This is a genomic window from Hyphomonas neptunium ATCC 15444 (genome assembly GCF_000013025.1).
In the GTDB taxonomy this organism is placed as follows: Bacteria; Pseudomonadota; Alphaproteobacteria; order Caulobacterales; family Hyphomonadaceae; genus Hyphomonas; species Hyphomonas neptunia.
This window is the reverse complement of the sequence record NC_008358.1, coordinates 135579-159660: the sequence shown is the minus strand read 5'-3', so window position 1 is coordinate 159660 and position 24082 is coordinate 135579. Positions and strand designations below refer to the sequence as shown.

Annotated in this window: 19 protein-coding genes; 9 read left to right on the top strand and 10 right to left on the bottom strand. The window is 60.4% G+C overall.

Annotated elements, in window-relative coordinates; all coding sequences use genetic code 11:
• The first annotated feature begins 33 nt into the window (after positions 1-33).
• From HNE_RS00850 to HNE_RS00830, 5 genes are all read left to right on the top strand, one after another.
• Entirely contained in the window at positions 34-1260 is a 1227-nt protein-coding gene (locus tag HNE_RS00850) for a threonine ammonia-lyase (protein WP_011645205.1), read from the top strand.
• An 81-nt stretch (positions 1261-1341) separates the two neighbouring features.
• Positions 1342-2238 carry an FKBP-type peptidyl-prolyl cis-trans isomerase gene (locus HNE_RS00845; RefSeq protein WP_011645204.1) on the top strand — a complete coding sequence of 299 codons (897 nt, stop codon included), beginning with the start codon at positions 1342-1344 and terminating at the stop codon, positions 2236-2238.
• A 15-nt stretch (positions 2239-2253) separates the two neighbouring features.
• Positions 2254-3042 carry a 3'(2'),5'-bisphosphate nucleotidase CysQ gene (cysQ, locus tag HNE_RS00840; protein ID WP_011645203.1) on the top strand — a complete coding sequence of 263 codons (789 nt, stop codon included), beginning with the start codon at positions 2254-2256 and terminating at the stop codon, positions 3040-3042.
• Positions 3043-3065: 23 nt separating this feature from the next.
• A complete protein-coding gene (glmM, locus tag HNE_RS00835) occupies positions 3066-4415 on the top strand; it encodes a phosphoglucosamine mutase (RefSeq protein WP_011645202.1) in 1350 nt (449 codons plus the stop codon).
• A 92-nt stretch (positions 4416-4507) separates the two neighbouring features.
• On the top strand, positions 4508-6361 hold the full coding sequence (locus HNE_RS00830; RefSeq protein WP_011645201.1) for an AMP-binding protein: 1854 nt from the start codon (positions 4508-4510) through the stop codon (positions 6359-6361).
• A 45-nt stretch (positions 6362-6406) separates the two neighbouring features.
• Here HNE_RS00830 and HNE_RS18860 read toward each other — a convergent pair whose 3' ends face one another.
• Positions 6407-6736, bottom strand: coding sequence for a hypothetical protein (locus HNE_RS18860; protein ID WP_233351964.1), 330 nt, complete (start codon positions 6734-6736; stop codon positions 6407-6409).
• Here HNE_RS18860 and HNE_RS00825 point away from each other — a divergent pair.
• Together HNE_RS00825 and HNE_RS00820 are read left to right on the top strand one after the other, a co-directional pair.
• The gene (locus HNE_RS00825; protein ID WP_324602995.1) at positions 6644-7399 is read left to right on the top strand and encodes an alpha/beta hydrolase; all 756 of its coding nucleotides are present in this window, start codon (positions 6644-6646) and stop codon (positions 7397-7399) included. The two genes, HNE_RS18860 and HNE_RS00825, sit on opposite strands and share 93 nt — an antisense overlap.
• Before the next feature lie 177 nt (positions 7400-7576).
• Entirely contained in the window at positions 7577-9937 is a 2361-nt protein-coding gene (locus tag HNE_RS00820; RefSeq protein ID WP_011645199.1) for a TonB-dependent receptor, read from the top strand.
• Positions 9938-10076: 139 nt separating this feature from the next.
• Here the strand turns inward: HNE_RS00820 and HNE_RS00815 are convergent, their stop codons facing one another.
• Positions 10077-12965, bottom strand: a complete 2889-nt coding sequence (locus HNE_RS00815) for a TonB-dependent receptor domain-containing protein (protein ID WP_011645198.1) — start codon at positions 12963-12965, stop codon at positions 10077-10079.
• A gap of 187 nt (positions 12966-13152) precedes the next feature.
• Between HNE_RS00815 and HNE_RS00810 the strand changes: the two genes are divergently transcribed.
• Complete coding sequence (locus tag HNE_RS00810) at positions 13153-14580, top strand: protein adenylyltransferase SelO (protein ID WP_011645197.1); 1428 nt, start codon at positions 13153-13155, stop codon at positions 14578-14580.
• Between the two features lie 67 nt (positions 14581-14647).
• Positions 14648-15823 (top strand): CaiB/BaiF CoA transferase family protein, encoded by a 1176-nt coding sequence (locus tag HNE_RS00805; RefSeq protein ID WP_011645196.1) that lies wholly within the window; start codon positions 14648-14650, stop codon positions 15821-15823.
• On the opposite strand, the gene HNE_RS00800 is transcribed toward HNE_RS00805, so the two are convergent.
• From HNE_RS00800 to tolB, 8 genes are all read right to left on the bottom strand, one after another.
• Complete coding sequence (locus tag HNE_RS00800) at positions 15824-16582, bottom strand: YebC/PmpR family DNA-binding transcriptional regulator (RefSeq protein WP_011645195.1); 759 nt, start codon at positions 16580-16582, stop codon at positions 15824-15826.
• Positions 16583-16684: 102 nt separating this feature from the next.
• Positions 16685-16873 carry a hypothetical protein gene (locus HNE_RS00795; protein ID WP_035592331.1) on the bottom strand — a complete coding sequence of 63 codons (189 nt, stop codon included), beginning with the start codon at positions 16871-16873 and terminating at the stop codon, positions 16685-16687.
• A gap of 181 nt (positions 16874-17054) precedes the next feature.
• Positions 17055-17660, bottom strand: a complete 606-nt coding sequence (locus tag HNE_RS00790) for a hypothetical protein (protein ID WP_233351962.1) — start codon at positions 17658-17660, stop codon at positions 17055-17057.
• 124 nt (positions 17661-17784) lie between these two features.
• Positions 17785-19704 (bottom strand): ATP-dependent zinc metalloprotease FtsH, encoded by a 1920-nt coding sequence (gene ftsH / locus HNE_RS00785; RefSeq protein WP_011645192.1) that lies wholly within the window; start codon positions 19702-19704, stop codon positions 17785-17787.
• Positions 19705-19752: 48 nt separating this feature from the next.
• On the bottom strand, positions 19753-20856 hold the full coding sequence (tilS, locus tag HNE_RS17690; RefSeq protein WP_011645191.1) for a tRNA lysidine(34) synthetase TilS: 1104 nt from the start codon (positions 20854-20856) through the stop codon (positions 19753-19755).
• A complete protein-coding gene (gene ybgF / locus HNE_RS17685) occupies positions 20844-21800 on the bottom strand; it encodes a tol-pal system protein YbgF (RefSeq protein ID WP_011645190.1) in 957 nt (318 codons plus the stop codon). Before ybgF ends, tilS begins: the two co-directional genes overlap by 13 nt.
• 114 nt (positions 21801-21914) lie before the next feature.
• On the bottom strand, positions 21915-22457 hold the full coding sequence (gene pal, locus HNE_RS00770; RefSeq protein ID WP_011645189.1) for a peptidoglycan-associated lipoprotein Pal: 543 nt from the start codon (positions 22455-22457) through the stop codon (positions 21915-21917).
• Positions 22458-22689: 232 nt separating this feature from the next.
• A complete protein-coding gene (gene tolB / locus HNE_RS00765; RefSeq protein WP_011645188.1) occupies positions 22690-24045 on the bottom strand; it encodes a Tol-Pal system beta propeller repeat protein TolB in 1356 nt (451 codons plus the stop codon).
• Between the last annotated feature and the right edge of the window lie 37 nt (positions 24046-24082).

The window sequence follows — 24082 nt, the reverse complement described above, 5'->3', positions numbered from 1 at the left end:
TAGGGTGCGCCCGCTTCTGACCGGACCCTTCCCATGCCTGATACATTGCCTCCCGAACTGCCCGTAACCCTGTCCGACATACAGGCCGCCGCCAAGGTGCTGGAGGGGCAAATTGAGCGCACAGAGCTCGCCCACTCCAAAACACTGTCGGCAATTACGGGCGCTGAAGTTTGGGTCAAGCTGGAGAACCGGCAGTACACCGCCGCCTTCAAGGAACGCGGCGCGCTGAACAAGCTCTCCAAGCTTTCCGACAATGAGAAGAAATATGGCGTGATTGCCGCTTCGGCCGGCAACCATGCGCAAGGCGTTGCCTATCACGCCCGTCGCCTTGGTATTCCCGCGACCATCGTGATGCCGCAGACCACCCCTTTCAACAAGGTTGAGCATACCCGCGATCACGGCGCCCGTGTTCTGTTGGAAGGCATGACATTCGATGAGGCCAAGGCCCATGCCTATGCCGTCTGCGAGCGTGAAGGCCTGACATTCGTACATCCTTTCGATGATGCAGACATCATCGCTGGCCAGGGCACTATCGCGCTTGAGATGCTGGCGGACAATCCGGGGCTCGATACGCTGGTTGTGCCAATCGGTGGCGGCGGCCTGATTTCAGGCATAGCCATTGCGGCGAAAGCGCTGAAGCCGGAAATCCGCATCATTGGCGTGCAGACGGCAATGTATCCGGCCATGCACGCCGCCATGCGCGGCAAACCCGCAAAAACGGGCGGTGCAACGATCGCAGAAGGCATTGCCGTGCGCGATGTTGGGGACATCACCCGGCAGATCTGCGAGCGCATGGTGGATGATGTGGTCCTCGTTGAGGAGGAACACCTCGAACGCGCCATTACGCTCTTTGTAGAGGTCGAAAAGACGATTGCAGAAGGCGCCGGGGCCGCGGGCCTTGCCGCTCTCCTCGCCCACCCTTCCCGTTTCTATGGACGCAAGGTTGGCCTCGTACTCTGCGGCGGCAATATCGATACGCGCCTGCTGGCCTCTGTTTTGACGCGGGCACTGGTCCGCGAGAACCGACTGGCCCGTATCCGCATCGTCGGAGATGACCGGCCGGGCCTGCTCGCGCTGGTTTCCAAGATCATCGGAGACAATGGCGCCAATATCATGGAAGTCGCCCACAACCGGATTGCGCTGGATGTGCCGGCGAAAGGCGCCGAGTTCGACATCCTGATGGAGACCCGTGACAGCCAGCACACACAGGAAGTCATCGACGCGCTGGCTCAGGCTGGCTACCCGCCGCGCGCCATCTAGGAACGGCGCGTTACACGTGACTATCACGCTGAACGCGCCTAGAGAGCACGCGACAGTTTTGCCCCTTCAGGAGGTTGCTCCATGTTTCGCGCCCTACTTGCCGCCGCAGCCGTCAGCCTTTCGCTGGCAGCGTGCGCCCCTCAATCCAGCAGCGCGGATAGTTCCGCCGAGGACTCTGCCATGACCTCCCCTGTCGACGACTACCTGCCCTGGGACCCGGATGCAAAAGGCATCCAGACCACTGACAGCGGTGTCCAGTACATCATCGTGAAAGAGGGCCCTAAAGACGGAAAGAAGCCTGTACCGTCTGACCGGGTGCGCGTTCATTATGACGGCCGCCTGCCTTCAGGCGAGAAATTCGATTCCTCGATTGACCGGGGTGACCCGTCTGAATTCCGTCTCAATCAGGTGATCCCCGGCTGGACCATCGGCCTTCAGGAAATGAGCGTGGGTGACGAGTATGTCTTCTACATCCCCAACAAGCTTGCTTACGGCAATCAGGCTCGCGGCGTCATCAAGGCGGGGGACGATCTGGTATTCTATGTTTCTCTTCTTGAAATCGTCGAACCCAAGAAATCCGATGCAGCTGCCTGGGCCAAATACTACCCATGGGATGCTGACCTTCCGGAAGTGAAAACGACCGAGTCCGGATTACAATACATTGTGCTCAAAAGCGGCGATGCGGAGGGAGAACCTCCTGTTGGCGGCCAACTCGTCGTTGTCCACTATGAAGGCCGCCTCGCAGAAACAGGAGAGCTTTTTGACTCCTCCTACCAACGCGGGGACCCGGAGGTTTTTCCTTCAAACGCCCTCATCAGCGGCTGGGTAGAGGCCCTGGCCATGATGAAACCCGGCGATCACTGGATGCTCTACATTCCGTCTGAACTCGGGTATGGCGAAGAAGGCACTCCCGGCGGACCGATCCCTCCCAACACGGCACTGCAGTTCGAAGTTGAGCTGCTTGATGTAATGCGCTGAGCGAGGAGGGCTTCAATGGCAGTCACCGCAGACATTCTCGCCGCTATCGCCCTTGCCGCCGGCAAGGAAATCATGCGCGTTTATCGCACGGACTTCAGCGTCAGCCACAAGGACGATCATTCCGTACTGACCGAAGCCGATGGCCTTGCCGAAGCAATCATACTGAAAGGCCTCGCCGAGGCGGAGCCCAGCCTCCAGGTCATCGCCGAAGAGGCGGTCGCGGGCGGACACATGCCCGAACACGGCGCCCGCTTCGCACTGGTTGACCCGCTGGACGGGACCAAGGAATTCGTCGCAAAGAATGGCGAGTTCACGGTGAATATTGCAATCATCGAACATGGCCGTCCGGTCATGGGCGTCGTTTATGTTCCTGCCCAGAACCGTCTTTTTGTCGCCGAAGGCCCTGGCAAAGCCTGGCATGCAAATGCTGCACCCGACGGGCCGGTTCCCGGCGATCGCACGACGCTCAAGGTACGCCCTGCCCCGGCTGCCGGACTAACCGCCGTTGCCTCCAAGTCGCACCGTAGTCCCGAGACGGATGAATGGCTGTCGCAGTATCCGGTTGCCGAAATCAAAGGGGCTGGCTCTGCCCTGAAATTCTGCCTCGTTGCAGCAGGTGAGGCAGACGTCTACCCCCGTCTCGGCCGCACCATGGAGTGGGATACTGCTGCTGGACAGGCCGTCGTGGAAGCTGCCGGGGGCCGCGTACTGACTATTTCCGGAGAGCCCCTCCTCTATGGCAAGCGGGACCGCGGATACGACAATCCCCACTTTGTCGTTTTTGGAGATGTGACGCCGCATTGAATGGCCGGCGTCGGAGGAAAGACATGGCGCGCCAATATTTTGGAACGGACGGCATTCGCGGACGGGTGAATACAAGTCCGATGACGGCAGAAACAGCGCTGCGCCTCTCCATAGCAGCCGCCCGCACCTTCGCGCCCGAAGGAGGAAGGGAGGTCGTGATCGGCCGCGACACCCGCCGCTCGGGAGACATGATCGAAGCAGCACTTGTCGCGGGTTTCACATCGATGGGAATTACCCCTGTGCTGCTCGGCGTCGTGCCGACCCCCGCAGTTGCCCTGATGGCGCGGGAAACGGGTGCCGCGCTCGGGGTTATGGTCTCGGCAAGTCACAACAAATTTGAGGACAATGGCCTCAAGCTGTTCAGTCCCGAGGGCATCAAGTTCGACGATGACACCGAAGAAGCGCTCGAAATGGCTATGGGTACAGCGCTGAAAGGCGAGTACGCCGCGCCCGCCGAGATCACGCTTCCACGCACGATGGCCGGCACGTCAAATCGATATGTCCGCCGCTGCCTCGACACACTCGCTGGCGGACAAGATTTCTCGAAACTGAAGGTCGTTCTGGACTGCGCACATGGCGCAGGATTTGAGACCGGACCGGCCGCCCTGACTGAACTCGGCGCCCAGCTGACCGTTATTGGCGCCGCGCCAGACGGGATCAATATCAATGCCGGGTTTGGCTCTACTGCAACCGGCGCGCTCAAGGCGGCCGTTCTGGAAACCGGCGCTCATATCGGAATTGCTCTGGACGGTGATGCAGACCGCCTGATCGTAATAGACGAAACCGGTACCGAAGCGGACGGCGACCAGGTCATGGGCCTCATTGCGGGCGAAATGCACCGCACCGGCCGCCTCAAGGGTGGCGGCATGGTGGCCACGGTAATGTCCAACATGGGGCTGTCAGAATATCTGAAGACGGAAGGACTAACTCTGGCACGCACGAAGGTGGGTGACCGGTATGTAGGCGAACATATGCGCGCACACGGTTTCAACCTCGGTGGCGAACAATCCGGACACATCATACTTTCAGATGTTTCCACTACAGGAGACGGCCTTCTGGCAGGATTGCAAATCCTGTCAGTGCTCGCCGCGCGCGGCGGTAAGGCATCCGATATGTTGCGGGTTTTCACGCCCGCGCCACAGGAGCTGATTAACATACGCTATTCGGGCGCGAACCCTCTCGAATCTGATAGGGTCAAGACAGCGCTGGCCGAAGCAGAGGGCCTGCTCGGCGACCGTGGGCGGATGGTGGTGAGAAAGTCCGGCACAGAACCTTTGATCCGCGTTATGGCTGAAGCACTGGACGAAGACCTCATGCTAAAAGCCCTGCACCATGCAGCAAACGCAGTAACTGCAGCGGCTGGAAACAGCTGAGCCACCCGCTTAGCGCGGCGTCACCTGTTGCGCACTGACGCCGGGCAGCTATCCTTGGATGCAGCTATACCGACATCGCCGAGGAATTCATCATGGCCGAAGGACAAACCCTTCCCCCGTTTCGCCCCCTGCCGCAAAAGTCCCCCGATGTGGAAATGACCCGCAAGGGCGGCGCAATATATATCAAGTCGCGCCAAGCGCCGGGCTTACGCCCCTCAACCATTCCGCACGCGCTCGCAGAGCGTGCCGCTCAACATCCGGACCGGGTTTTCATCAAGGAACGTGATCCGGAGACGGATCAATGGGTGGAGGTAACTTACGGGGACGCCAATCGTCTGACAGACTCTCTGGCACAAGCCTTCCTTGATCTCGGCGCAGGCCCTGACGCGCCGGTCATGATCTTGTCGGGAAACTCTATCCGCGCGGCCCTCGTGATCCTCGCTGCCCAGAAGATCGGTGCGCCTGCGGCGCCCATCTCGGTCCCCTACTCCACCATGTCCAATGACTTCGACAAGCTGAAGCATTGCTATGCGTCAGTGAAGCCCGCGATTATATTTGCCGAGCAGCTTGCGCCCTTTCAACGGGGCATCGCCGCGCTTGGAGCTCAAGACTGTACGATCGTCAGCGCCGCCCCCGGCGGCGACAATTCGGTCCGTCATTTTGATGACCTGGTTTCAACGCCCCCCACCTCGGCCATTGCCGCAGCGATGTCGACACTGACAGATGACACAACTGCGAAATACCTTTTCACGTCCGGCTCAACGGGCATGCCAAAGCCCGTTCCGCAAACGCAGGGGTCGATGTGCGCAATGATCGCTGGCCAGGAAGGTTTGCGCGATGATGCCCGCGATCCCGATTATGACCCAGACAAGATCGCCCATGTGCTGGACTGGCTGCCCTGGAACCATATCTCCGGCTCCAATGTGAACTTCAATGGCGCCCTCTGGAATGGCGCCACGTTCTGGATTGACGGCGGCAAGCCCACCGCCGCGCTGTTCCATGAGACCATCCGCAACATTCACGAGTGTAGCCCGTCAACTTTCGGGACGGCGCCAATCGCACTCTCGATGCTGGCGGAAGCGATGGAACAGGATGAAGCGCTGCTGAAAGCCTTCTTCAAGAACATGCGCTCCATCGGTTATGGCGGAGCCACCCTTTCGGACGATCTTTACGACCGCCTGCAGGCGCTCTCCATCAAAGCCACGGGGCGCCGCATCCCCATCATCACAATGTATGGTGCGACTGAAACACAAGGCATCACCGTAGTTCACTGGGAAGCCGAGCGGGTTGGCCTGGTCGGGCTTCCGCTCCCCGGAACGACCCTCAAACTCGTCCCGAACGGTGAAAAGCTGGAGGTGCGCGTTAAAGGCCCCAGCGTAATGCCGGGCTATCACAACGACCCGAAAAAGAATGCCGAAGTCTTTGACGAAGAAGGCTTCTACTGCCTCGGAGATGCGGTGAAATTCGTCGATGAAAGTGATCCAAATCAGGGCCTCATCTTCGATGGCCGGGTGGGCGAGGACTTCAAGCTTTCCTCCGGCACCTGGGTATCGGTTGGAACACTCAGACCCGACTTTGTCGCCGCCTGCTCACCGCTGATATTTGACGCCGTCATTTGTGGCCAGGACAAGGACTTTGCGACCGCGCTGGTATGGCCCTCACCCGCAACGGCCGAACAATATGCCAAAGCCGCCGGGGAGCCAGCCAAGGGCTTTGCCGCGCTTGTCGCCGACCTTGCGCGCAAGGCCAGCGCCTTCAACGCGGGCGAGCCCGGCTCCTCCCGGCGCATCAAACGTGTTCTCGTGATGACCGAGGCGCCAAGCATCGACGCTGGAGAGATCACCGACAAAGGCTATGTGAACCAACGTCTGGTCATTTCCCGGCGTGCAAACCTTGTTCAGGCGCTTTACGCTGAGCCTCCAGCGCCCGGCGTCATACAACTTTAGATCCGGACGCGCTTTCAAGGCCCTTGCATCACACCTAATGCGCCATCACATCGCCGGAATTGCCCGGCAGATGTGTGGCCCATGACGTTTGACGATGCCTTCCGCAGCTTCAGAGACAAACTGCACCTCCCAGAGATGCATCCACCGGACCTGCGCCTGCCCATCGAGCGGCTGCGGCAACAGTTTTTCAGGATGGACTATTCTGGAGAACCCGACGCGCCGGAACTCGCAGACGTTCGCATTCTGACCATTCCCGGCCCCACCGGTCCCCTTAAGGCCCGCCTGTACGTACCCCTCGGCGCTGGCGTACCGCCCGGCCCCGGCATACTTTTTTTCCATGGTGGCGGGTTTGTCCTGGGTGATCTGGAAAGCCATGACATGATCTGCCGCCGTATGGCAGAAGGCTCGCGCTGCCGGGTGCTGGCAATCGATTATCGCCTCGCGCCGGAAACCTGCTTCCCATGCGCACATGACGACGCCCTGGCCGCGTGGCACTGGATCAGCGCGCATGGTGAAGATGTCGGAATTGATCCGCGCCGTGTCGCCGTGGCCGGAGATAGTGCTGGCGGAAACCTGGCTGCATTCGTCTGCCAACAGATGAACCGGATCAAAGGCCCCCGGCCCGCCTTCCAGCTACTTCTCTACCCCCTGCTCCAGTTTGCCGACATCCGCAGCAAGAAGATGTCTCCTCAGGAGAGCGGCTTCTTCATCTCCGTCGGCCTGTTCGAATTCTTCCGGGGCCACTATCTGCCCGATCCGGGAACTTACATGGACCCCCGAATTTCACCATTGTTTGCGCCCGCTGAAGAACTGAAAGGTTTGCCCCCGGCACATATCATCGTGTGCGGATGGGACCCTCTGCATGATGAAGGTCTCGCCTATGCAGCAAAGCTGCGCGCCATGGGCATTGCGGTGAGTGAAAAGGAATATCCTTCGATGGTACACGGATTTCTGAACCTTACTCACATCTCAGCGACCGCACGGTTGGCAGCAAGAGAGGCGGGCAAAATAACGGGCGAAGCCCTCGGTGCGATTTAAGAACTATATAAAGTTCCAAAAAAGTACTTACATTTTGCGTGACCCACGGGCAACACCCTGCAATTAAACACGAATATTGCACCGCAGCAAACATTTCAAATGTTTGATAACTGTCTATTTAGTCCGCAAGGGCCAGACACCGCTGGCACCGCAAAAGACTAGAGGAAACTCCCGGAAATGACGTTCAATAAAATTCTGATGACGTCTGCATCTGCAGCCCTCATCCTGATTGCCCCATCCCATGCCCAGGAAGAGACACAGACCGAGACAAGCGCGACCCGCGAATCTGCGATTGAGCGCGTGCTTGGTACGGTTACCGTGACTGCGACCAAGAAGGCTGATGTGGAAGACGTGCAGACCGTTGCGGTCGCTATGTCTGCCTATAACTCTGACACGCTGGACGCGCTCAACGTCACGACGCTGGAAAGCCTGAGCTATTCGGCCCCGAACGTCTCGCTGGATGACGTGGGCACCGCGCGCGGCACAGCCAACTTCGCAATCCGCGGCCTTGGCGTGAACTCGTCCATCCCGTCGATCGACCCGGCAGTCGGCGTCTTCGTGGACGGCGTTTATCTCGGCGTGAACAGCGGCGTCGTTGTCGACATGTTTGACCTCGACAGCATCGAAGTTCTGCGCGGCCCGCAAGGCCTGCTCTTCGGCCGCAACACCACAGGCGGCGCCATTGTCGTCAACACGGCCAACCCCACCGACGAATTCTCTTTCAAGGCCCGCACCAGCATTGACGGCCCGGTCGACAGCGACCGCGGCGGCGCAAACACCAACGTTCAGGCAATCGTTTCCGGTCCGCTGATCGAGAACCTGCTGAACGGCAAGTTTGGCGTCTCTTACAACACCGATGACGGCTACTTCAAAAACAGCTTCAACGGCGACAACCACGGCGAACTTCAGTCCATCACCTATCGCGGTGGCCTTGAATTCATGCCGACCGATGCCCTCACCTTCCTCGGCAAGCTCGAATACACCGACTCGCGTTCGGATGGCCCCTCGGGCAAGAACCACTCCTGGTTCGACCGCGATAATTTCGACATGTCGATCAACAATCCCGGCTTTGGCGAATCTGAAACGATCCTCGGATCGCTCCGCACGGACCTTGATGTCGGCTTCGGCAATGGCGTGATCACGAACATCTTCGGTTACCGCAACTACGAGTCCACCTCGAGCGGCGACATCGATGCAACGCCGCTGACACTCTTCCACTCCAATGCCGAGTTCAATCAGGAACAGTTCTCAAACGAGCTGCGCTATGCGGGCACGTTCGACAAGATCGACCTGACCACAGGCCTCTACTATTTCGAGCAGACGCTCGACTACACAGAGATCCGTAACCTGCCGAGCACCCGCCCTGCAGCCCTTCCGGCGAGCATTCCGTGGGGCTTCTACGGCGGCGGCACGCTGGACCACACGGTCTGGGGCGCATTCGCCAACGTTGACTATTCTCTGACGGAGAAACTGATCGCGACTGTCGGCGTTCGTTACTCGGTCGAGGAAAAAGCTGGCGACGTCATCTACATCCGCCCCCGCTTCCCTTGCAGCGTCGTCGAAGGCACCTGTTCCGCCGACGGCTTCAACTCACTGATCGGCCTTATCAGCCCTCCCGGCGCGCCGGGCGAGCCCAACGGCTTCAGCGACTCTGACGAATGGAAGAACTGGACCCCCAAAGTCGGCCTCCAGTATTTCTGGAACGACAATGTCCAGTCCTACGCCCACTACACCAAGGGCTTCCGCTCGGGCGGCTACAACTTCCGCATAACCGACCTGCCGATCTTCAATCAATTCGTGGCGCAGACCGGCAGCCTTGGCTTTGATGAAGAAGAAGTCGATTCCTATGAAGTCGGCTTCAAGGCGCAAAGCGTCGACGGCCGCATTCAGGTCAACGGCGCTGCCTTCATGACCGAAGTCGGCAACATGCAGCGCGAAGTGAACACCGCTGGCGCTTCGGGCGTTGTCCAGAACATCGTCAACACGGCAGACGCAACGATCTACGGTCTCGAATTTGATGGCCGCGTTGCTCTGACAGATACCCTGCTCGGTTCGTTCAATGTCGGCTTCATGGATGCCGGTTATGACGAAGTGTTCTTCGACCTCAACGCCGACGGCATCGTGGACCGGGAAGACGTCAATCTCGACCTGCCCCGCGTGCCGCCGATGACCTATGGCTTCGGTCTGATCAAGGACTTTGACCTCGGAACCTCCGGCGCCATCGTTGCTCAGGCCAGCTACCAGCACCGCGACCGTATCGCCTACACGGACAGCAACTTCGGCTGGATCCAGGATGCGGACATGATCGATGTGAACATCACCTGGGAAACGCCGATGGAAGGCCTTTCGGCCTCTGTCTACGGTAAAAACCTGCTCGACGAAGTGCAGATCGGCAACGACACACAGCTGCCCTTCCCCGGCCCGAACTCGGTCGCCGGCTCGCCGAACACGGCCTACCAGACGCAGATCGCTGGCGGCACCTTCTCGCCGCTCAAGAAAGGCCGCCTGCTCGGCCTGGAACTCACCTACGTCTATTAAGATCTCCGGCCTCCGGGCCAGAGAGACACAGACTCAGAAGGGCGGCCTCCAGGCCGCCCTTTTTCTTTCCGGCTCAAGAAAAACGGCCCCCGTTTCCGGGGGCCGCCTCTAAGGAACTCTGTTCGAGCCTACCTCTTTATCAGCTACCGCCGCCGAAGCGTTTGGTCAGGTTGATTTTGAAGGTCCGGCCGAACGGATTGTGGGTATAGGGATCATAGTTCAGATCGAATGCCGCAAATGGCGGATCTTCATCCGTCACGTTGACAACGCTTAGACCCAGATCGAATTCAAACGGTGCCTTCCAGTTGTAGAAAAGATCGAACGTCGTCTGAGCGTCGATCTTTTCGCCAACGCCGCCGCGCGCGGCTGGTGCACGTTCATCCTTGTAGCTGTCGATGTGACGCATCACAGCCCGGAGGTTGTGATCGCCAAGCGCATAATTGGCAAACACGTTTGCCTTCCATTGTGGCATCGACCGGGTGAAGTTGGACCGGTTGAACTGGCCAACATAATCACCGCCGCCGATCGAGACGCCTTCAACAAAGTAAGGCGCCACATCATATTCGATGATGTAGGTCGCATCGAGTCCGAGAGAAATCTCCCCGCCCCCCTGCATCGCGCCAAAGGTATTGCCGAGGCGCAGGTCGATACCCGAAGTCTTGATGTTCGGGCCGTTCACGACACCCGTCCGGACACGTGCAATATCAGAACCGGCCGCAGGTGTGCCTGTCCCGGTAATGATGTTGTTGGGATCGTTGAACGTGATCCGGCTGAGGATCGGATCAGAGAGGTCGCCGGCTCTCAGAGCCGTGACAGCTGCCGCCACAATGTTCGACTGTTCTTCCACGATGATCGGGTCTTCAAAGTCGAAATTGTAGTAATCCAGCGAGGCATTGAATCCGCCTTGCTCGAAGAGGGCACCGAAGTTGAAGCTGAATGCCGATTCCGGAGCAAGGTCAGGGTTACCGAACTGGTCGATCGCCTTGAAGGCTGAAGCCGCAGACACAAACTGCAGAGTTGTGCCAACACCATCAAGCTGGTTGAGCGTCGGTCCACGGAAGGATGTCTGAGCAGAACCGCGCAGGGCGATATTGTCATTCACCTGCCATTTGGCCGCAACCTTGGGGTCAAATGTCGAGCCGATAGACCCGCCATAGTCCTCATACCGGACGGCAACCTGCATATCCAGATTGTCGTAAAGCGGAACCTGCAGTTCGCCGAAGACAGCATAGATCGTCTGCTCCCTGTCGGCCGCATTTGTGCCTGCGAGGAAGGAGTACGGGCCTGTGCCGCCTGGTCCTGGGGTAACACTGAGATCGGTCAAAGCAGATGGCTCGACCTCAAAGCTTTCCCGGCGAACCTGAGCGCCTGCGGCCCAACCGATTGCGCCGCCGGCAGCCTGGACGTTGCTGGTGCCTGAGAATACGGCATCAAACACCAGAAGGTCCGTCGTTGCTGTCGTCTCGCTTGGATCGGTCAACCAGTCAGCAAGCGCTACCGAGTTTTCCAGCCCCGGCACATAGCCTGGGTTTTCCGCCCCGGTCACAGCATTGGCGGCAATACCGTTCGAGAACGGATTGTAGTATTCGCAGCCGCCAGCCCCGGCCGTCAGCGTTCCGGCATAGCCGGGCGCGTAGGGCACAGTGCCTGTTGCCGGGTCAAACCCCGTATTGGGATCTGTACACACACCAAAACCGCGCAGCGCTGATGTCAGGCCCGTGATGTAGGTGTCGTTTGTCAGGCGATAGCCTTCAGTCGTTGAGTAGGAAAGCCCGAGATCATAATTGATGTCGTTCTCGAAGCTGCCTGTGTACGAGCCGGAGCCACGCCAGGTATTATAATCCCGGCTACCTTCCTGAGAGCTTCCGGTCCCCGGATAGCCGCCAAGACCGAAAGACCGGCCAATGAACAAGGCGGCGACCGTACCAGTCGGAAACGCACCCGGATTGTCCGCAATATACTGCTGGAAGCCTGGATGGCTGGCGAGCAATACCTGGTTGGTCAGAACTTGCGGCGGGTAAGAGGGCGATGTTTTCCAGGTCGGAACATCCGTCTGCGCATACATCAGCTCAAGGTGCAGTTCCGCGCCGTTGCCGAGTTGCCGGTTATATTCCGTCAGGAATTGGAACCGCTCCTCCTCTTCGACCAGGTTGTCGAACTGGGTGAAGTTGAACACGCAGGTTGGCGCCAGCGTGCCACCCAGCGGTTCGCACCCGACATCATTCACGTTTGCCGCCAGTGGCGTCAGGCCATTTGCACCGATACCAAGCGGAACAAAGCGTCCCGGATTGGAGATAGCCGACCATCCCCCGACCGGGTTGTTGGCGTAAGGCTGAACGCCCCACTCCTTTTCGTTCGCGCGCACTTCGTTGCGGAACTGGTAGCCGACGGACGTAACCCAGTTGAAGTTTGATCCCTGGAAGCCATAGGCGGCGGAGACGTCATACTCGCCGTCTGTGCCTTCGAAGGTTTGATATGACCCGCCGATTTCAAACCCTTCCAGGTCATCGCGGGTGATGAAGTTGACGACGCCGGCAATTGCATCGGAGCCGTAGAGCGCCGCGGCGCCATCTTTGAGAACTTCAATACGGCCCACCGCAATTGAAGGAATGCTGTTGGTGTCGACAAACAGCTGCGCCTGCTCGCCGATGGAATATGGATGGAATGTATGGCGCCGCCCGTTTATGAGTACGAGCGTCCGCGCGGGCCCCAGACCGCGAAGGTTCACGTTGGACGTGCCTTCCAGGCCGTTTGAGGCAAACTGGTTCGTCTGACCATCTACACCGGACGAAACGCCCAGATTCCGGATCAGTTCGGTTACCGATGGCTTGCCCTCGAGGACAAGGTCGGCTGCGGTGAGCACGTCGACAGGCAGGGCAGCATCCTCCGGACTACCCTGAATGTAAGACCCTGTGACTGTCACGGTGCTGAGCTTACGCTCACCATCTTCTTGTTGTGCATGTGCTCCCAGTACGCCGCTCAGCGCAATCGCTGAGGCGCAAAGGAGCACTTCCTTGAAATACTTCATTCGCTTCCTCCCGTTTAAACTGGTCCAGGCGCAAGCTTTTGCCGCTTGTCATTGATTGGACACATCTCACTCTTATGCGGTATTGCGAGGTCGCAAAGGGGTGACTTGTGCTGCGGCGCTGCATACAAAAAAAGAACTTTTGCCCGCCGCCCCACATCCTCCGTTCACCCACAAGCTGGTGTAGATCATGCAGAATAGCCCCCCGCCGCACGCCGCGCCTTCGTCTCGTCCGTTTCTTCGCATTGCGGAATCTTTCGCCGACGCCGTGGAGCCGGCAGATTTTCCCGCCGCCCTGTTGCGTTGGCGCAACCAGCGCTGGGCCGCCGAAACCGGTCTGGGCGATCTAACCGATGCGGCCTGGATCGCGCATTTCGCACGCTTCTCCCCCTTGCCGGGAAATCTCCCGCAGCCACTGGCGATGCGGTATCACGGCCACCAGTTCGGCACCTACAATCCCCAGCTGGGAGATGGCCGAGGCTTTCTGTTCGCGCAGGTCCGCGACAAGGCAGGCCGCCTTCTGGACCTGGGCACCAAAGGCTCCGGCCAGACGCCCTGGTCTCGTCAGGGAGATGGCCGGCTGACGCTCAAGGGCGGCGTCCGCGAAATCCTTGCGGCCAGCTATCTTGAAGCGCTCGGCGTCAATACGTCAAAAGCCTTCAGCCTGATCGAGACCGGCGAACAGCTCAGCCGGAACGATGAGCCCTCCCCTACCCGCTCCTCGGTGCTGGTGCGGCTTTCGCACAGCCATGTCCGTTTCGGCACCTTCCAGCGCTGCGCCTGGATGGAAGATCGCGAGAGCATGGCGCGCCTCGTCGATTACTGTGTCGCAGAATTCTATCCAGATGCCGATGATCCGGATATGGCCCGCAAGACGTGCAAGCTGCTGGAAAATATCGCCCTCAAGACAGGCCGGATGATCGGCCAGTGGATGGCTGCCGGATTCGTGCACGGCGTCATGAACACCGATAATTTCAACATTACAGGCGAGACGTTTGACTTTGGCCCCTGGCGGTTCCTGCCGGTCTCAGATCCGAATTTCACGGCGGCCTACTTTGACTCTCAGGGCCTTTACCGTTTCGGGCGCCAACCCGTGCAGGGGGGATGGGCATTGCAGCAACTCGCCTCGGCGATGCTGCTTCTGGCCGAAGCCGACGATCTCGCCAAATCGCTGGCGCCCTATGAGGAAGCCTACCGGAACAGCTTCGCCGCCCATACCCACGCCTTGCTGGGCATAAAGCCGGAAGGTGACATATCCGCCGACATCACGTTCCTCCAAGCCTTCTACGGCTGGATGACCGAGAGCGGCGCAAACTGGCCGCAGACATTCTTCGACTGGTTTGGCGGCGCCGCCAGCGAAACGCGCGCCGCCGCCTCACCGCAGGCCGATCTCTACCGCGCAGCCGCCTTTGGGCCGGTCCGCGACATCCTCATGGCGCGCGAGGCTGTGCGCCCGGAACGCCTGGCAACGGCCTATTTCCAGAAACCCGCGCCGGTCAGCCTCATCATCGAGGAGGTGGAAGCCCTCTGGTCTCCGATTGCCGAGGCAGACGACTGGTCAGGCTTCAATGCCAAGGTCAGCCACATCGAAGAAGCCCGCGTCGCCCTCGCGCTATAACGCAAGGGAATGCCTTGATCTTCGCAGCGCGCTACAGGCACTTACCCGAAAAATATGGAGGCCCTTAATGACCGATAAGTCCCGTCCCGGCCCACTCTCGGGTATGCGCATCGTCGATATGAGTTCTGTCGTTCTCGGGCCGTTCGCAACGCTCATTCTCGCCGATCTCGGGGCAGAGGTCATCAAGATCGAACCGCCCAAAAAGCGCGATACCATGCGCTATGCTGGCGCCTCCCCAACTGGCGATCTCGGCCCCATCTATATGGCGCTCAACCGCAACAAGCGGGCATTGACGCTCGACGCCAAGACACCGGAGGGGAAAGCCGCCCTCACCGAGCTTCTGAAAACGGCAGACTGCTTCTTCCACAATGTGCGCCTCGCCGGCATGGAACGGCTCGGATTTGGCTATGAACAGGTCAAGGCGCTGAAGGAGGACATCGTCTACGTCCATTGCGCGGGCTTTGGCAAAGGCGGCCCCTATGAACACCGCCAGGCCTATGATGACCTCATTCAGGGCGCATCGGGCTTTGCAGATCTCAACGCCCTGCGCTCGGGCGGCCGCCCCGAATACGCGCCCTCTCTCGTCGCAGACAAGACGGCCGGGCTTTTCGCAACCTATGCAACGCTCGCCGCGCTCCTTCACCGCGCCCGCTCCGGCAAGGGTCAGTTCGTGCAGGTGCCGATGCTGGAGAGTTTCACCTTCTTCAACATGGTCGAAAATCTCTATGGCGAGACCTTCCTGCCCGGCAATGGCAAGCTCGCCTATACGCGCTCCATCAATCCCAATCGCCGCCCCTACCCCACGAAAGACGGCTTCATCGGGCTTGTTCCGTATTCGGACGAGCAGTGGGAAAAGTTCTTCCAGATCGGCGGCATGCCCGACATCTTCAAGGACCCGCGCTTCTCCACTTATCAGGCGCGCACCGAAAATGTCGGCGACCTGTACGCCCTCATCGAAAAGGTAAGCGCGACGAAGACGACCGCTGAATGGCTGGAACTGATGGACAAGGCCGACATTCCGGCCATGCGCTACAACACGATGGCCGAAGTGCTGACCGACCCTCACCTTGTAGCTACCGGCTTTTTCACCGAAGCGGAACATCCCGAGGCGGGAAAGTATAGGACCATGCGCCATCCGGTCCATTTTTCCGAAACGCCCGCCAGCTTGCGCCTGCCGCCCCCGCGGCCAGGCGCTGATACGGAAAGTATCCTGGAGAGCCTCGGCCTTGGCGCAGAGGGGTAATCAGCCCCCGGAAAGGCGGGCCATCTCGTCTTCAGAGATTTCCGAATTGTCGTAGACACTCTGAACATCGTCGAGCTCATCGAGCACATCGAGCATCTTCATCAACTGGTCGGCTGCGTCGCCTGCAATCGGCGTGGTCACCTTCGGTTTCCAGATGATTTTTGCTGAAGTCGGCTCAACCTTACTCCCGAACGTGTCCGCCAGCGCAGTGGATACGGCCGCGAAGTCTTCCCGCGCCGTATAGATCCAGTGGCCGTCCTCATTCGACTCCACGTCCTGCGCGCCCGCCATGATGGCCGCTTCCATGACTTCGTCTGCCGATCCCGCGCTCACCGGATACTCGATCTCGCCGAGCTGATCGAAATTGAAAGATACCGACCCGGTGGTTCCCAATGTGCCGCCATTTTTTGAAAAGGCTGTCCGGATGTCTGTCGCCGCGCGGTTCTTGTTGTCGGTGGAGGCTTCAACGATGATACCCACGCCGCCCGGCCCCACGCCTTCATACCGGATGTCAGCATAGTCGGCCCCGCCGCTGCTCTGCCCTTTATCAATGGCGCGCTGGATGTTGTCCTTGGGAACAGAGACGCCCTTCGCGTTGGTAATCGCAAGACGCAGGCGCGGGTTCATCGCAGGGTCCGGGCCGCCCATCTTCGAGGCGACCGTGATCTCCTTGGACAGGCGCGCGAAAAGAACGGCGCGCTTCTTGTCCTGCTTGCCTTTGCGGTGCTGGATGTTGGCCCATTTGCTGTGTCCGGCCATGGGAAATCCCCTTGATAATCTCTGGTTACGCAGTTGTGGCGGGTGTCTATCGCGCGAGGGCGCCCTTGGGAAGCCGGGCCGATGCGATCCATGTTAGCGCACTTAGGGGAAATCACGCGCCTTTTCGCGCGCGCTGTCGAGTTTGCGCACCACTTCCTGCCGCACCTTCCAGCTCAGCCAGACCTTGTCCATGCGTGAAAGCCAATGGGAGTTCACAGCGCCAAACTCGGCGCCCAGAACGCGCGGATCGGGAAGAACTTTCTGCCCCAGAACGCCCGCCACATGCGTCATCTCTTCCGGGCTTGCGAAGTAAAGTTCGTGCCCCCGGTGCTCCAGAATCCAGAGAGGCCACCCCTCCCCCAGTCTTCTTGCCGGAAACGGGGGATCAAAGCTTGTGGCAGTGTGAAATGCCCCGTCCACCGGACGGTGCACATAAGGGCTGACCGGCGTGCGTACCGGCTGCCCGCGAACCTCACATCGGAGGCGCAGGGGGCGCCCAGTGCGGAGGCGGAATCTCAACGGGGGTCGACAGGTCCACCTCAACCCGGAAGAACCGTTCGGGCCGCTTCAGTTCGTAGGCAAACATTTGCTGCCCTGATCGAACTTCCACTGCCCAGACATTGGTCTTGGAGACAGGTATCCCCTCTTTGTCGAAGAGATCCTTTGTGGATTGGTCGGCGGGAAACTCCTGGCGCGCGGCCGCCGGATCAGAAATTGAGAAGCCGCCATAATCGGTCAGCGCGTCAAGACTGCCATCTTCATGGCGGTGCACATGGCGCAGCTCCCAGGCGCCATTCTCCCCTGTCGACGTCAGAACCCAGGTGCGCGAGCGATCCTCACCCACGCTTAGCGGCAGGCGGAACACACCCGGTTCGCAATCGCGCACATGCACTACCAACCTGTTCTCGCGCCACTCGTCATCCACCGTGTCATGGCTGACGACACGGCCTTCAAAGGCTTTGCCGCAGGCCGCTGCAAGGCCCTCCGCAAACGGAAGATCCGGCGGACCAGACGGCGCGCTCGCACAAGCAGCAAGAGCGAAGGCGATAGCGGGGGCAAAAGCCAGTTTGAGCATCATGAGAACCAGCCTATCGGCCAGCCCAGGAAAGGCAAGCGCCCGGAAGTCCACGCCAGGACCACACCCAGATAAGAAAAGCCCTCCCGGTGAACCGGAAGGGCTTTGTCTATGTGGTTGTATGGCGTCAGGCCGGATTGGGTTCTGCGTCGCCAATGCCGTCATCTTTCGGCTTCTTGCGCTTACCGATGACCGGAACAGCAGAGGCAGGGCCTGCGTCGTCATCGGAAATATCCGGACGGCTCGGCGGCGTACCTTTCAGCAGGCCGGCAATCTCTTCACCCGTCAGCGTTTCGAATTCGAGCAGACCGGTCGCGATCGCTTCCCATTCCTTGCGGAACTCCGTCATGACCTGCCGGGCGTCTTCCTTGCCCTTTTCAATCAGCTTACGGACTTCTTCCTCGATCTTGCGCGAGGTATCTTCCGAGATATGGCTGGACTGCATGAGCTGCTGGCCCAGGAACACGTCGCCCTGATCCGAGCCGTAATCAACCGGGCCGATGATGTCCGAATAGCCCCAGCGTGTGACCATCGCGCGGGCGAGCCGTGTGGCCTGCTGGATGTCGGAGGCAGCGCCGGCGGTGACATTGTCATCTCCGAACTTCAGTTCCTCGGCGACCCGGCCGCCCATGATGATGGCCAGGCGCGAAGTCATCTCGACCTTGGACATCGACAGCTTGTCGTCTTCGGGCAGCTGCATGACCATGCCGAGAGCCCGGCCGCGCGGAATGATCGTCGCCTTATGAACGGGATCGGCAGCAGGCACTTTCATCGCCACAACAGCGTGGCCGGCCTCGTGCCAGGCGGTCAGGATCTTTTCCTTCTCCGACATGACCATCGAGCGGCGCTCTGGCCCCATAAGCACCTTGTCCTTGGCGTCCTCAAATTCCTGCATCGCAACGACACGTTTGCCGCGGCGTGCCGCCAGGAGAGCGGCCTCGTTCACGAGGTTGGCGAGGTCAGCGCCGGAAAAGCCGGGCGTACCGCGCGCGATCGTCTTGGTCTCGACATCCTTGGCGAGCGGCACATTGCGCATGTGAACGCGCAGGATCTTCTCGCGGCCGATTATGTCAGGATTGCCAACAGTCACCTGACGGTCAAACCGGCCGGGGCGCAGCAGCGCAGGGTCGAGCACATCCGGGCGGTTGGTGGCCGCCATGATGATGATGCCTTCATTGGCCTCAAAACCATCCATCTCGACGAGGAGCTGGTTCAGCGTCTGCTCGCGTTCGTCATTGCCGCCGCCGAGGCCTGCGCCGCGTGAGCGGCCAACGGCATCAATTTCGTCGATGAAGATGATGCAAGGCGCCGAGCGCTTGGCCTGCTCGAACATGTCGCGGACGCGGCTGGCGCCAACGCCGACGAACATTTCGACGAAGTCAGAACCGGAAATCGTGAAGAACGGCACACCAGCTTCGCCGGCAACAGCGCGCGCAAGCAGGGTTTTACCTGTACCGGGCGGGCCGACCAGCAGCGCGCCTTTCGGAATTTTGCCGCCCAGGCGCTGGAACTTGGAAGGGTCTTGCAGGAACTCAACGATTTCCTGGAGTTCTTCCTTTGCCTCATCCACACCGGCCACGTCATCAAAGGTGACGCGTCCATGCTTTTCGGTCAGCAGGCGCGCCCGCGACTTGCCAAAGCTCATGGCGCCGCGGGTGCCCCCACCCTGCATCTGGCGCATCATGAAGAAGACAAAGCCGACGATCAGCAGGATCGGCAAAAGCGACAGGAGTACGGAGGCCACATTGTTGCGGCCCGTATCGGGCTTCACCGAGAAAGGAACATTGTTCTGAGTGAGAATATCTTCGGTTTTCATGTCCAGCGCGCGCAGCTCGCTTTTCAGCGTGCGGCCGTCGGTGGTCTTGGCGATGATCGTGGTGTCGCCCAGCGTGGCGTCGGCAAGTTTGCCGTCTTCTGCCAGCTGATAGATCTCGGACAGCTTAGTCGGATCGGCGCGGGCAACTTCAGGGTTGCCGCCCATCATAACAGCCATACCGATCACAAGCAGGGCGAGCGCGCCCCAGATCGCCAAATTCCGGACATTCATAGCGTTGGTTCCGTCAGAAACTACTCGATCCACCATACGGGAACGAGTTTAGAAGATAGGCACCAAATCCTCTAAAAACGACTCCTTTCCTGCTGATGCGGCAATTTCATTCGGGTTGCCGGAAAGGATGGCCTGGGTTGCGGCGAGGCGCGCCGCAGTGCCGGGGGGGAGCGGGCCGCATTCGGGCTTGAGACAGATATGCGTGCGGCGGGCCGTGATCCGGCATCCGCCGAGCGTGGCGCCCCGGAAATCTCCTTTTGAAACAATCTCTTCGGCGAGGCGGCGGAGGCTTTCCCCTCTGGGAGGCATCTCGCGTCCTGCGGCGATCTGAAGGAGCATACCCAACGCTCTTGCGGCCCTTTCGGGAGGGTGCCCGGCAAAGGATGCGACATGGATTCCCGCCTCACCGGCCCGGACATTCGCGGTCATCCAACGCCAAATGGCGCCATCCTCAATCATTCTTAATGTCTGAAACCGGTCAACCAATGACAAAACCGGGACATTCCGGGACATTTCCGGACACAAAAGGCGGCGCATGCGCACGCGCTCGAAGGCCGGATTGTCGTTGGAGGGGTCGTCTGCCCAACCCAGCCCCTCGTCCCTCAGGAAGGCGCGCAGCGCCTCCCGGCGGATGCCGAGCAGTGGCCGGGCAATGAACACCCCCTCCCCTTCGGGCCACACCGGGGAGAGCGAAAGCGGGCGCATCCCGGCAAGCCCGTACCAGCCCGACCCCTGCCGGGCGCGCATGAGGAAGGTCTCGGCCTGATCATCTGCCGTATGCCCCGTCAGCAGCAAGTGTCCAGATTTGTCCGCGATTGTCCTGGCGAGCGCGGCATGGCGTCCGCGCCGCAGTGCCGATTGGCGTGGCGCGGCGCCTTCAAGACGCAGGATGTCATGCTCAATACCCATGTCCGCGCAGAGACGACCAACGGCCTCGGCCTCGGCCCGCGACTCCGGGCGCAGACCATGATCGACCGTCAGCGCCCGCAACACCCGCCCGCGCCGGGCGGCCCAGCGATGCGCCAGGATCAGAAGCGCGAGGGAATCACTGCCCCCGGAAACCGCCACACCAACGGGGGTATCCAGCAACCGATCAGGCAGCGCGCCGAGCGCTGCCTCAAAGGCCGCCTGTTGCGGACCTAGCCCGAGCATCCGGAGCGCGTGCGCTCGACCGCTGCCAGGTCACGGACCACCTTGGAGGCATTCGGATAGCGCTTGGGCAGCGTATCGAGTGCCTGGCAGGCCTTTGCCGTATCCCCGATCAACCGCATCGAGCGCGCAAGACGCGCCAGCGCATCGGGCGCGCGTTCGTCATCCGGGAAGGAGCGGATCATCGTCGTGTAGGCCTGGCCGCTCTCGGCATAGGCATTTTGCTGGTGCAGCGTTTCGCCGAGCCAGAAATAGGCTTCACCCGCCTGCGGATCGTTGCCGAACTGATCGACGAAGGACTGGAACGCCTCCTGCGCGCCGGCATAGTCGAGCGCGAGCAGGCGCTGACGGGCCACAGCGAAGAGCGGACCGGCTTCCCCAGGAAGCTGGCTGGCAGATATGGTTCCCAGCGACCCTTCCGGCAGGCCGGCCTGGGTCGACGGGGCTGGGGTCAGAACTGAAGGTCCGCCGCTTGAGCCTGGCTGCGCGCTGGGCGCCGGCCCCATTGCCTGCTGGCCGGAAGCGGCGGGAAAGGGCGAAGGCGCCGGGCCGGAAGCTGCCCCGGTGTCCAGGGTCTCTGTCGGCTCAATACCCACAACCATCTGCAGCGCGGTGATCGCACGCGCCTGCGCTTCAAGCTGCGCGCGCAGATCGGCGTTCTGCTGAGCGAGGGTTTCATTGTCCAGCATCTGCTGCTGGGCGCCATCACGTGTGCGTGAGAGTTCATATTCGAGGGTCTCAACCCGCCCGCTGAGCTGGTTGATCCGCTCAGCATTGCGATTGATCTCGAGCATCAGATCGGCCGTCTGCTGACGGGTCTGATCCACCTGCTGGGAGAGCGCCCCGGTGGTGACGCCCTTCACGATGGGCGCGCTGCGCGTCTGCGCGAGGGCCGGGGTGGCAAGAATTCCTAGTGCGGCGAGGCCGGTAAGGGAGGCTTTCAGCATGACGGTGATCTCCGGGTGCGAGGGGGCAGACTGCAGCCCTGGGCAATAAAAGAAACAGCCGGGGCCAAATTATGGCACCCGGCTGTCCTTTTCATCACGTAAACGCAGTACGCCTTAGCTGGTGGCGCCGGAAACGATCTGTGTCCATGCGTTACGGTTCATTGCCCACGACTCGTCATTCGAGCCGCCAGCGACCGGACGCTCTTTGCCGTAAGAGACGGTATCAACGCGCGAAGCGCTGACGCCGAGGCTGACGAGGTAGTCTTTTGCAGCGCTGGCACGACGCTCGCCGAGGGCGAGGTTGTACTCACGCGTGCCGCGCTCGTCAGCGTTGCCGGCCACGAGAACGCGAACGTTCGGGTAGGCGTTCAGCCAGGCTGCCTGACGCTTCAGGATTTCCTGGTCGTCAGAGTCGAGGCCGTACTGGTCGAGGTCGAAATAGACGCGCTCACCAACGTTCACGCGGAAATCTTCCAGCGAGCCCGGTGTGATCGAGGATTCAACAACCGGCTCGGTGACAACGGTTTCCGTTTCCGTGACGGTCTCTTCGACCGGCGGAGGGGTAACCGGTTCTTCGACCGGGGGAGGACGGGAAGCGCATGCTGCCGTTGCGGCCAGCAGAGCGGCAGCGGCAGAGGCTTTCAGTAGAATATGCATGTGTCGGGGCTCCAAGTTTACTTCAGGTGGCACTTTACGGACCGCTTCGCGGCTTCTGTATGTCGGCGGCCGTCTTATCGGGCCTATATTTCCTTATTCTGACTGTTTTAGCGCGACAATCTGTATTCGGGGGAATATTTCTCCCGGTGTGCTGTTTTTGCCACGAAGTGGCCATATTCTGACGTGCTGGCCGGGCTTTAAGCACCCGGCCAGGCGCCTTGTTCAATAAAGACTATTCCAGAACCGGCGACCAGGCAGGGTCCGAAGCGTCCGTTTGGGTCATCACACGGCGCTCATTCCGGCCGGAAAGGTCAACCGACCAGAGCTGTGCACCCGCGCCAGGGCGATTCTCACGGAAGAAAACGATCACGCGGCCATTTGGCGACCAATCCGGACCTTCATCCAGATAGGATTCCGACAACAGGCGCTCGCCTTTGCCATCCGTGCCGATGACACCGATATAGAATTTTCCGCCTTCCTGCTTCGTGAAAGCAATCAGGTCACCGCGCGGGGACCAGACGGGAGTGGAATACCGACCGCGCCCGAAGGTGATCCGGCAGGCCGTATCCCGGCCGCCCGACGCGCAGGCGCGCGGTGAGCCGTCTGTGTTCATGATATAGAGCTGCGGCGTGCCACCCCGGTCGGAGTTGAACACGACCGATTTGCCATCCGGAGACATGGAAGGCGAGGTGTCGATCGCCGGATGGTCCGTCAGGCGGCGGCTTTCGCGCGTCCGCAGGTTCATGATGTAGACATCGGTGTTGCCGCGCTGGGCCTGCGACAGCAGCACGCTCTGACCATCCGTGCCAAAGCGCGGGGCAAACGTCATGCCGGGGAAATTCCCGAGCAGTTCCTGGCGGCCTGTTTCGATATTGAAGAGGTAGACGCGCGGGCGCCCCCCCTCAAACGACATGTAGGTGATTTCCTGCGAGGACGGGCTGAAGCGGGGCGTCAGCACGGTCGAGCGGCCGGAGGTAAGATACTGCTGGTTGGCGCCGTCGCTGTCCATGATGGCCAGACGCTTGACGCGCTCGGTCTTCGGGCCGGTCTCGGCGATGTAGACGATCCGCGTGTCGAAATACGGGTCTTCACCGGTCAGGCGGGTATAGATCGAGTCCGCAATCTTGTGGGCAATGCGGCGCCAGTTCTCCGGCGTGGTGGTCAGGCGGCGGCCGGGCTCACCATTGATGCGCATCAACTCCCCGCCATAAACGTCCCAGAGGCGGAACGACACGGCGAGCTTGCCATCGGGCAGCTCTTCAAACGCGCCCACGACAAGCGCATCCGTGCGGATGATCTTCCAGTCTGCGAAGCGCGGCTCGGCATTGATCGAGAGGTCGCGCTGGATGAAGGAGGCCGGGTTCTGCATGTCGAACAGGCCGGTGGAGGCGAGGTCGGCGCGCACCACTTCTGTAATCTGGCGGGCGATCTCGGTATTGGCGCCCGTAACCTGGAAGTCCGGAATGGCGATGGGGGTGGGTTTGAAGTTCCCTTCATCCACACGGACCTGCAGCTGGGCGCTGGCAGGCGCCACCAGCCCAACGGCCAGCATGATGACTGCCAGGAACGGCATCAGGCGTTTCAGCATCAGTTCGCACTCCTCATCGAATTCTTGCGACGCGCAT

Bases quoted from the DNA above. Each gene is read 5' to 3' on its own strand.
- HNE_RS00850 (WP_011645205.1), top strand. From the start codon at position 34: ATGCCTGATACATTGCCTCCCGAACTGCCCGTAACCCTGTCCGACATA.
- HNE_RS00845 (WP_011645204.1), top strand. From the start codon at position 1,342: ATGTTTCGCGCCCTACTTGCCGCCGCAGCCGTCAGCCTTTCGCTGGCA.
- cysQ (WP_011645203.1), top strand. From the start codon at position 2,254: ATGGCAGTCACCGCAGACATTCTCGCCGCTATCGCCCTTGCCGCCGGC.
- glmM (WP_011645202.1), top strand. From the start codon at position 3,066: ATGGCGCGCCAATATTTTGGAACGGACGGCATTCGCGGACGGGTGAAT.
- HNE_RS00830 (WP_011645201.1), top strand. From the start codon at position 4,508: ATGGCCGAAGGACAAACCCTTCCCCCGTTTCGCCCCCTGCCGCAAAAG.
- HNE_RS18860 (WP_233351964.1), bottom strand. From the start codon at position 6,736: ATGGCTTTCCAGATCACCCAGGACAAACCCGCCACCATGGAAAAAAAG.
- HNE_RS00820 (WP_011645199.1), top strand. From the start codon at position 7,577: ATGACGTTCAATAAAATTCTGATGACGTCTGCATCTGCAGCCCTCATC.
- HNE_RS00815 (WP_011645198.1), bottom strand. From the start codon at position 12,965: ATGAAGTATTTCAAGGAAGTGCTCCTTTGCGCCTCAGCGATTGCGCTG.
- HNE_RS00810 (WP_011645197.1), top strand. From the start codon at position 13,153: ATGCAGAATAGCCCCCCGCCGCACGCCGCGCCTTCGTCTCGTCCGTTT.
- HNE_RS00805 (WP_011645196.1), top strand. From the start codon at position 14,648: ATGACCGATAAGTCCCGTCCCGGCCCACTCTCGGGTATGCGCATCGTC.
- HNE_RS00800 (WP_011645195.1), bottom strand. From the start codon at position 16,582: ATGGCCGGACACAGCAAATGGGCCAACATCCAGCACCGCAAAGGCAAG.
- HNE_RS00795 (WP_035592331.1), bottom strand. From the start codon at position 16,873: ATGACGCATGTGGCGGGCGTTCTGGGGCAGAAAGTTCTTCCCGATCCG.
- HNE_RS00790 (WP_233351962.1), bottom strand. From the start codon at position 17,660: ATGATGCTCAAACTGGCTTTTGCCCCCGCTATCGCCTTCGCTCTTGCT.
- ftsH (WP_011645192.1), bottom strand. From the start codon at position 19,704: ATGAATGTCCGGAATTTGGCGATCTGGGGCGCGCTCGCCCTGCTTGTG.
- tilS (WP_011645191.1), bottom strand. From the start codon at position 20,856: ATGCTCGGGCTAGGTCCGCAACAGGCGGCCTTTGAGGCAGCGCTCGGC.
- ybgF (WP_011645190.1), bottom strand. From the start codon at position 21,800: ATGCTGAAAGCCTCCCTTACCGGCCTCGCCGCACTAGGAATTCTTGCC.
- pal (WP_011645189.1), bottom strand. From the start codon at position 22,457: ATGCATATTCTACTGAAAGCCTCTGCCGCTGCCGCTCTGCTGGCCGCA.
- tolB (WP_011645188.1), bottom strand. From the start codon at position 24,045: ATGCTGAAACGCCTGATGCCGTTCCTGGCAGTCATCATGCTGGCCGTT.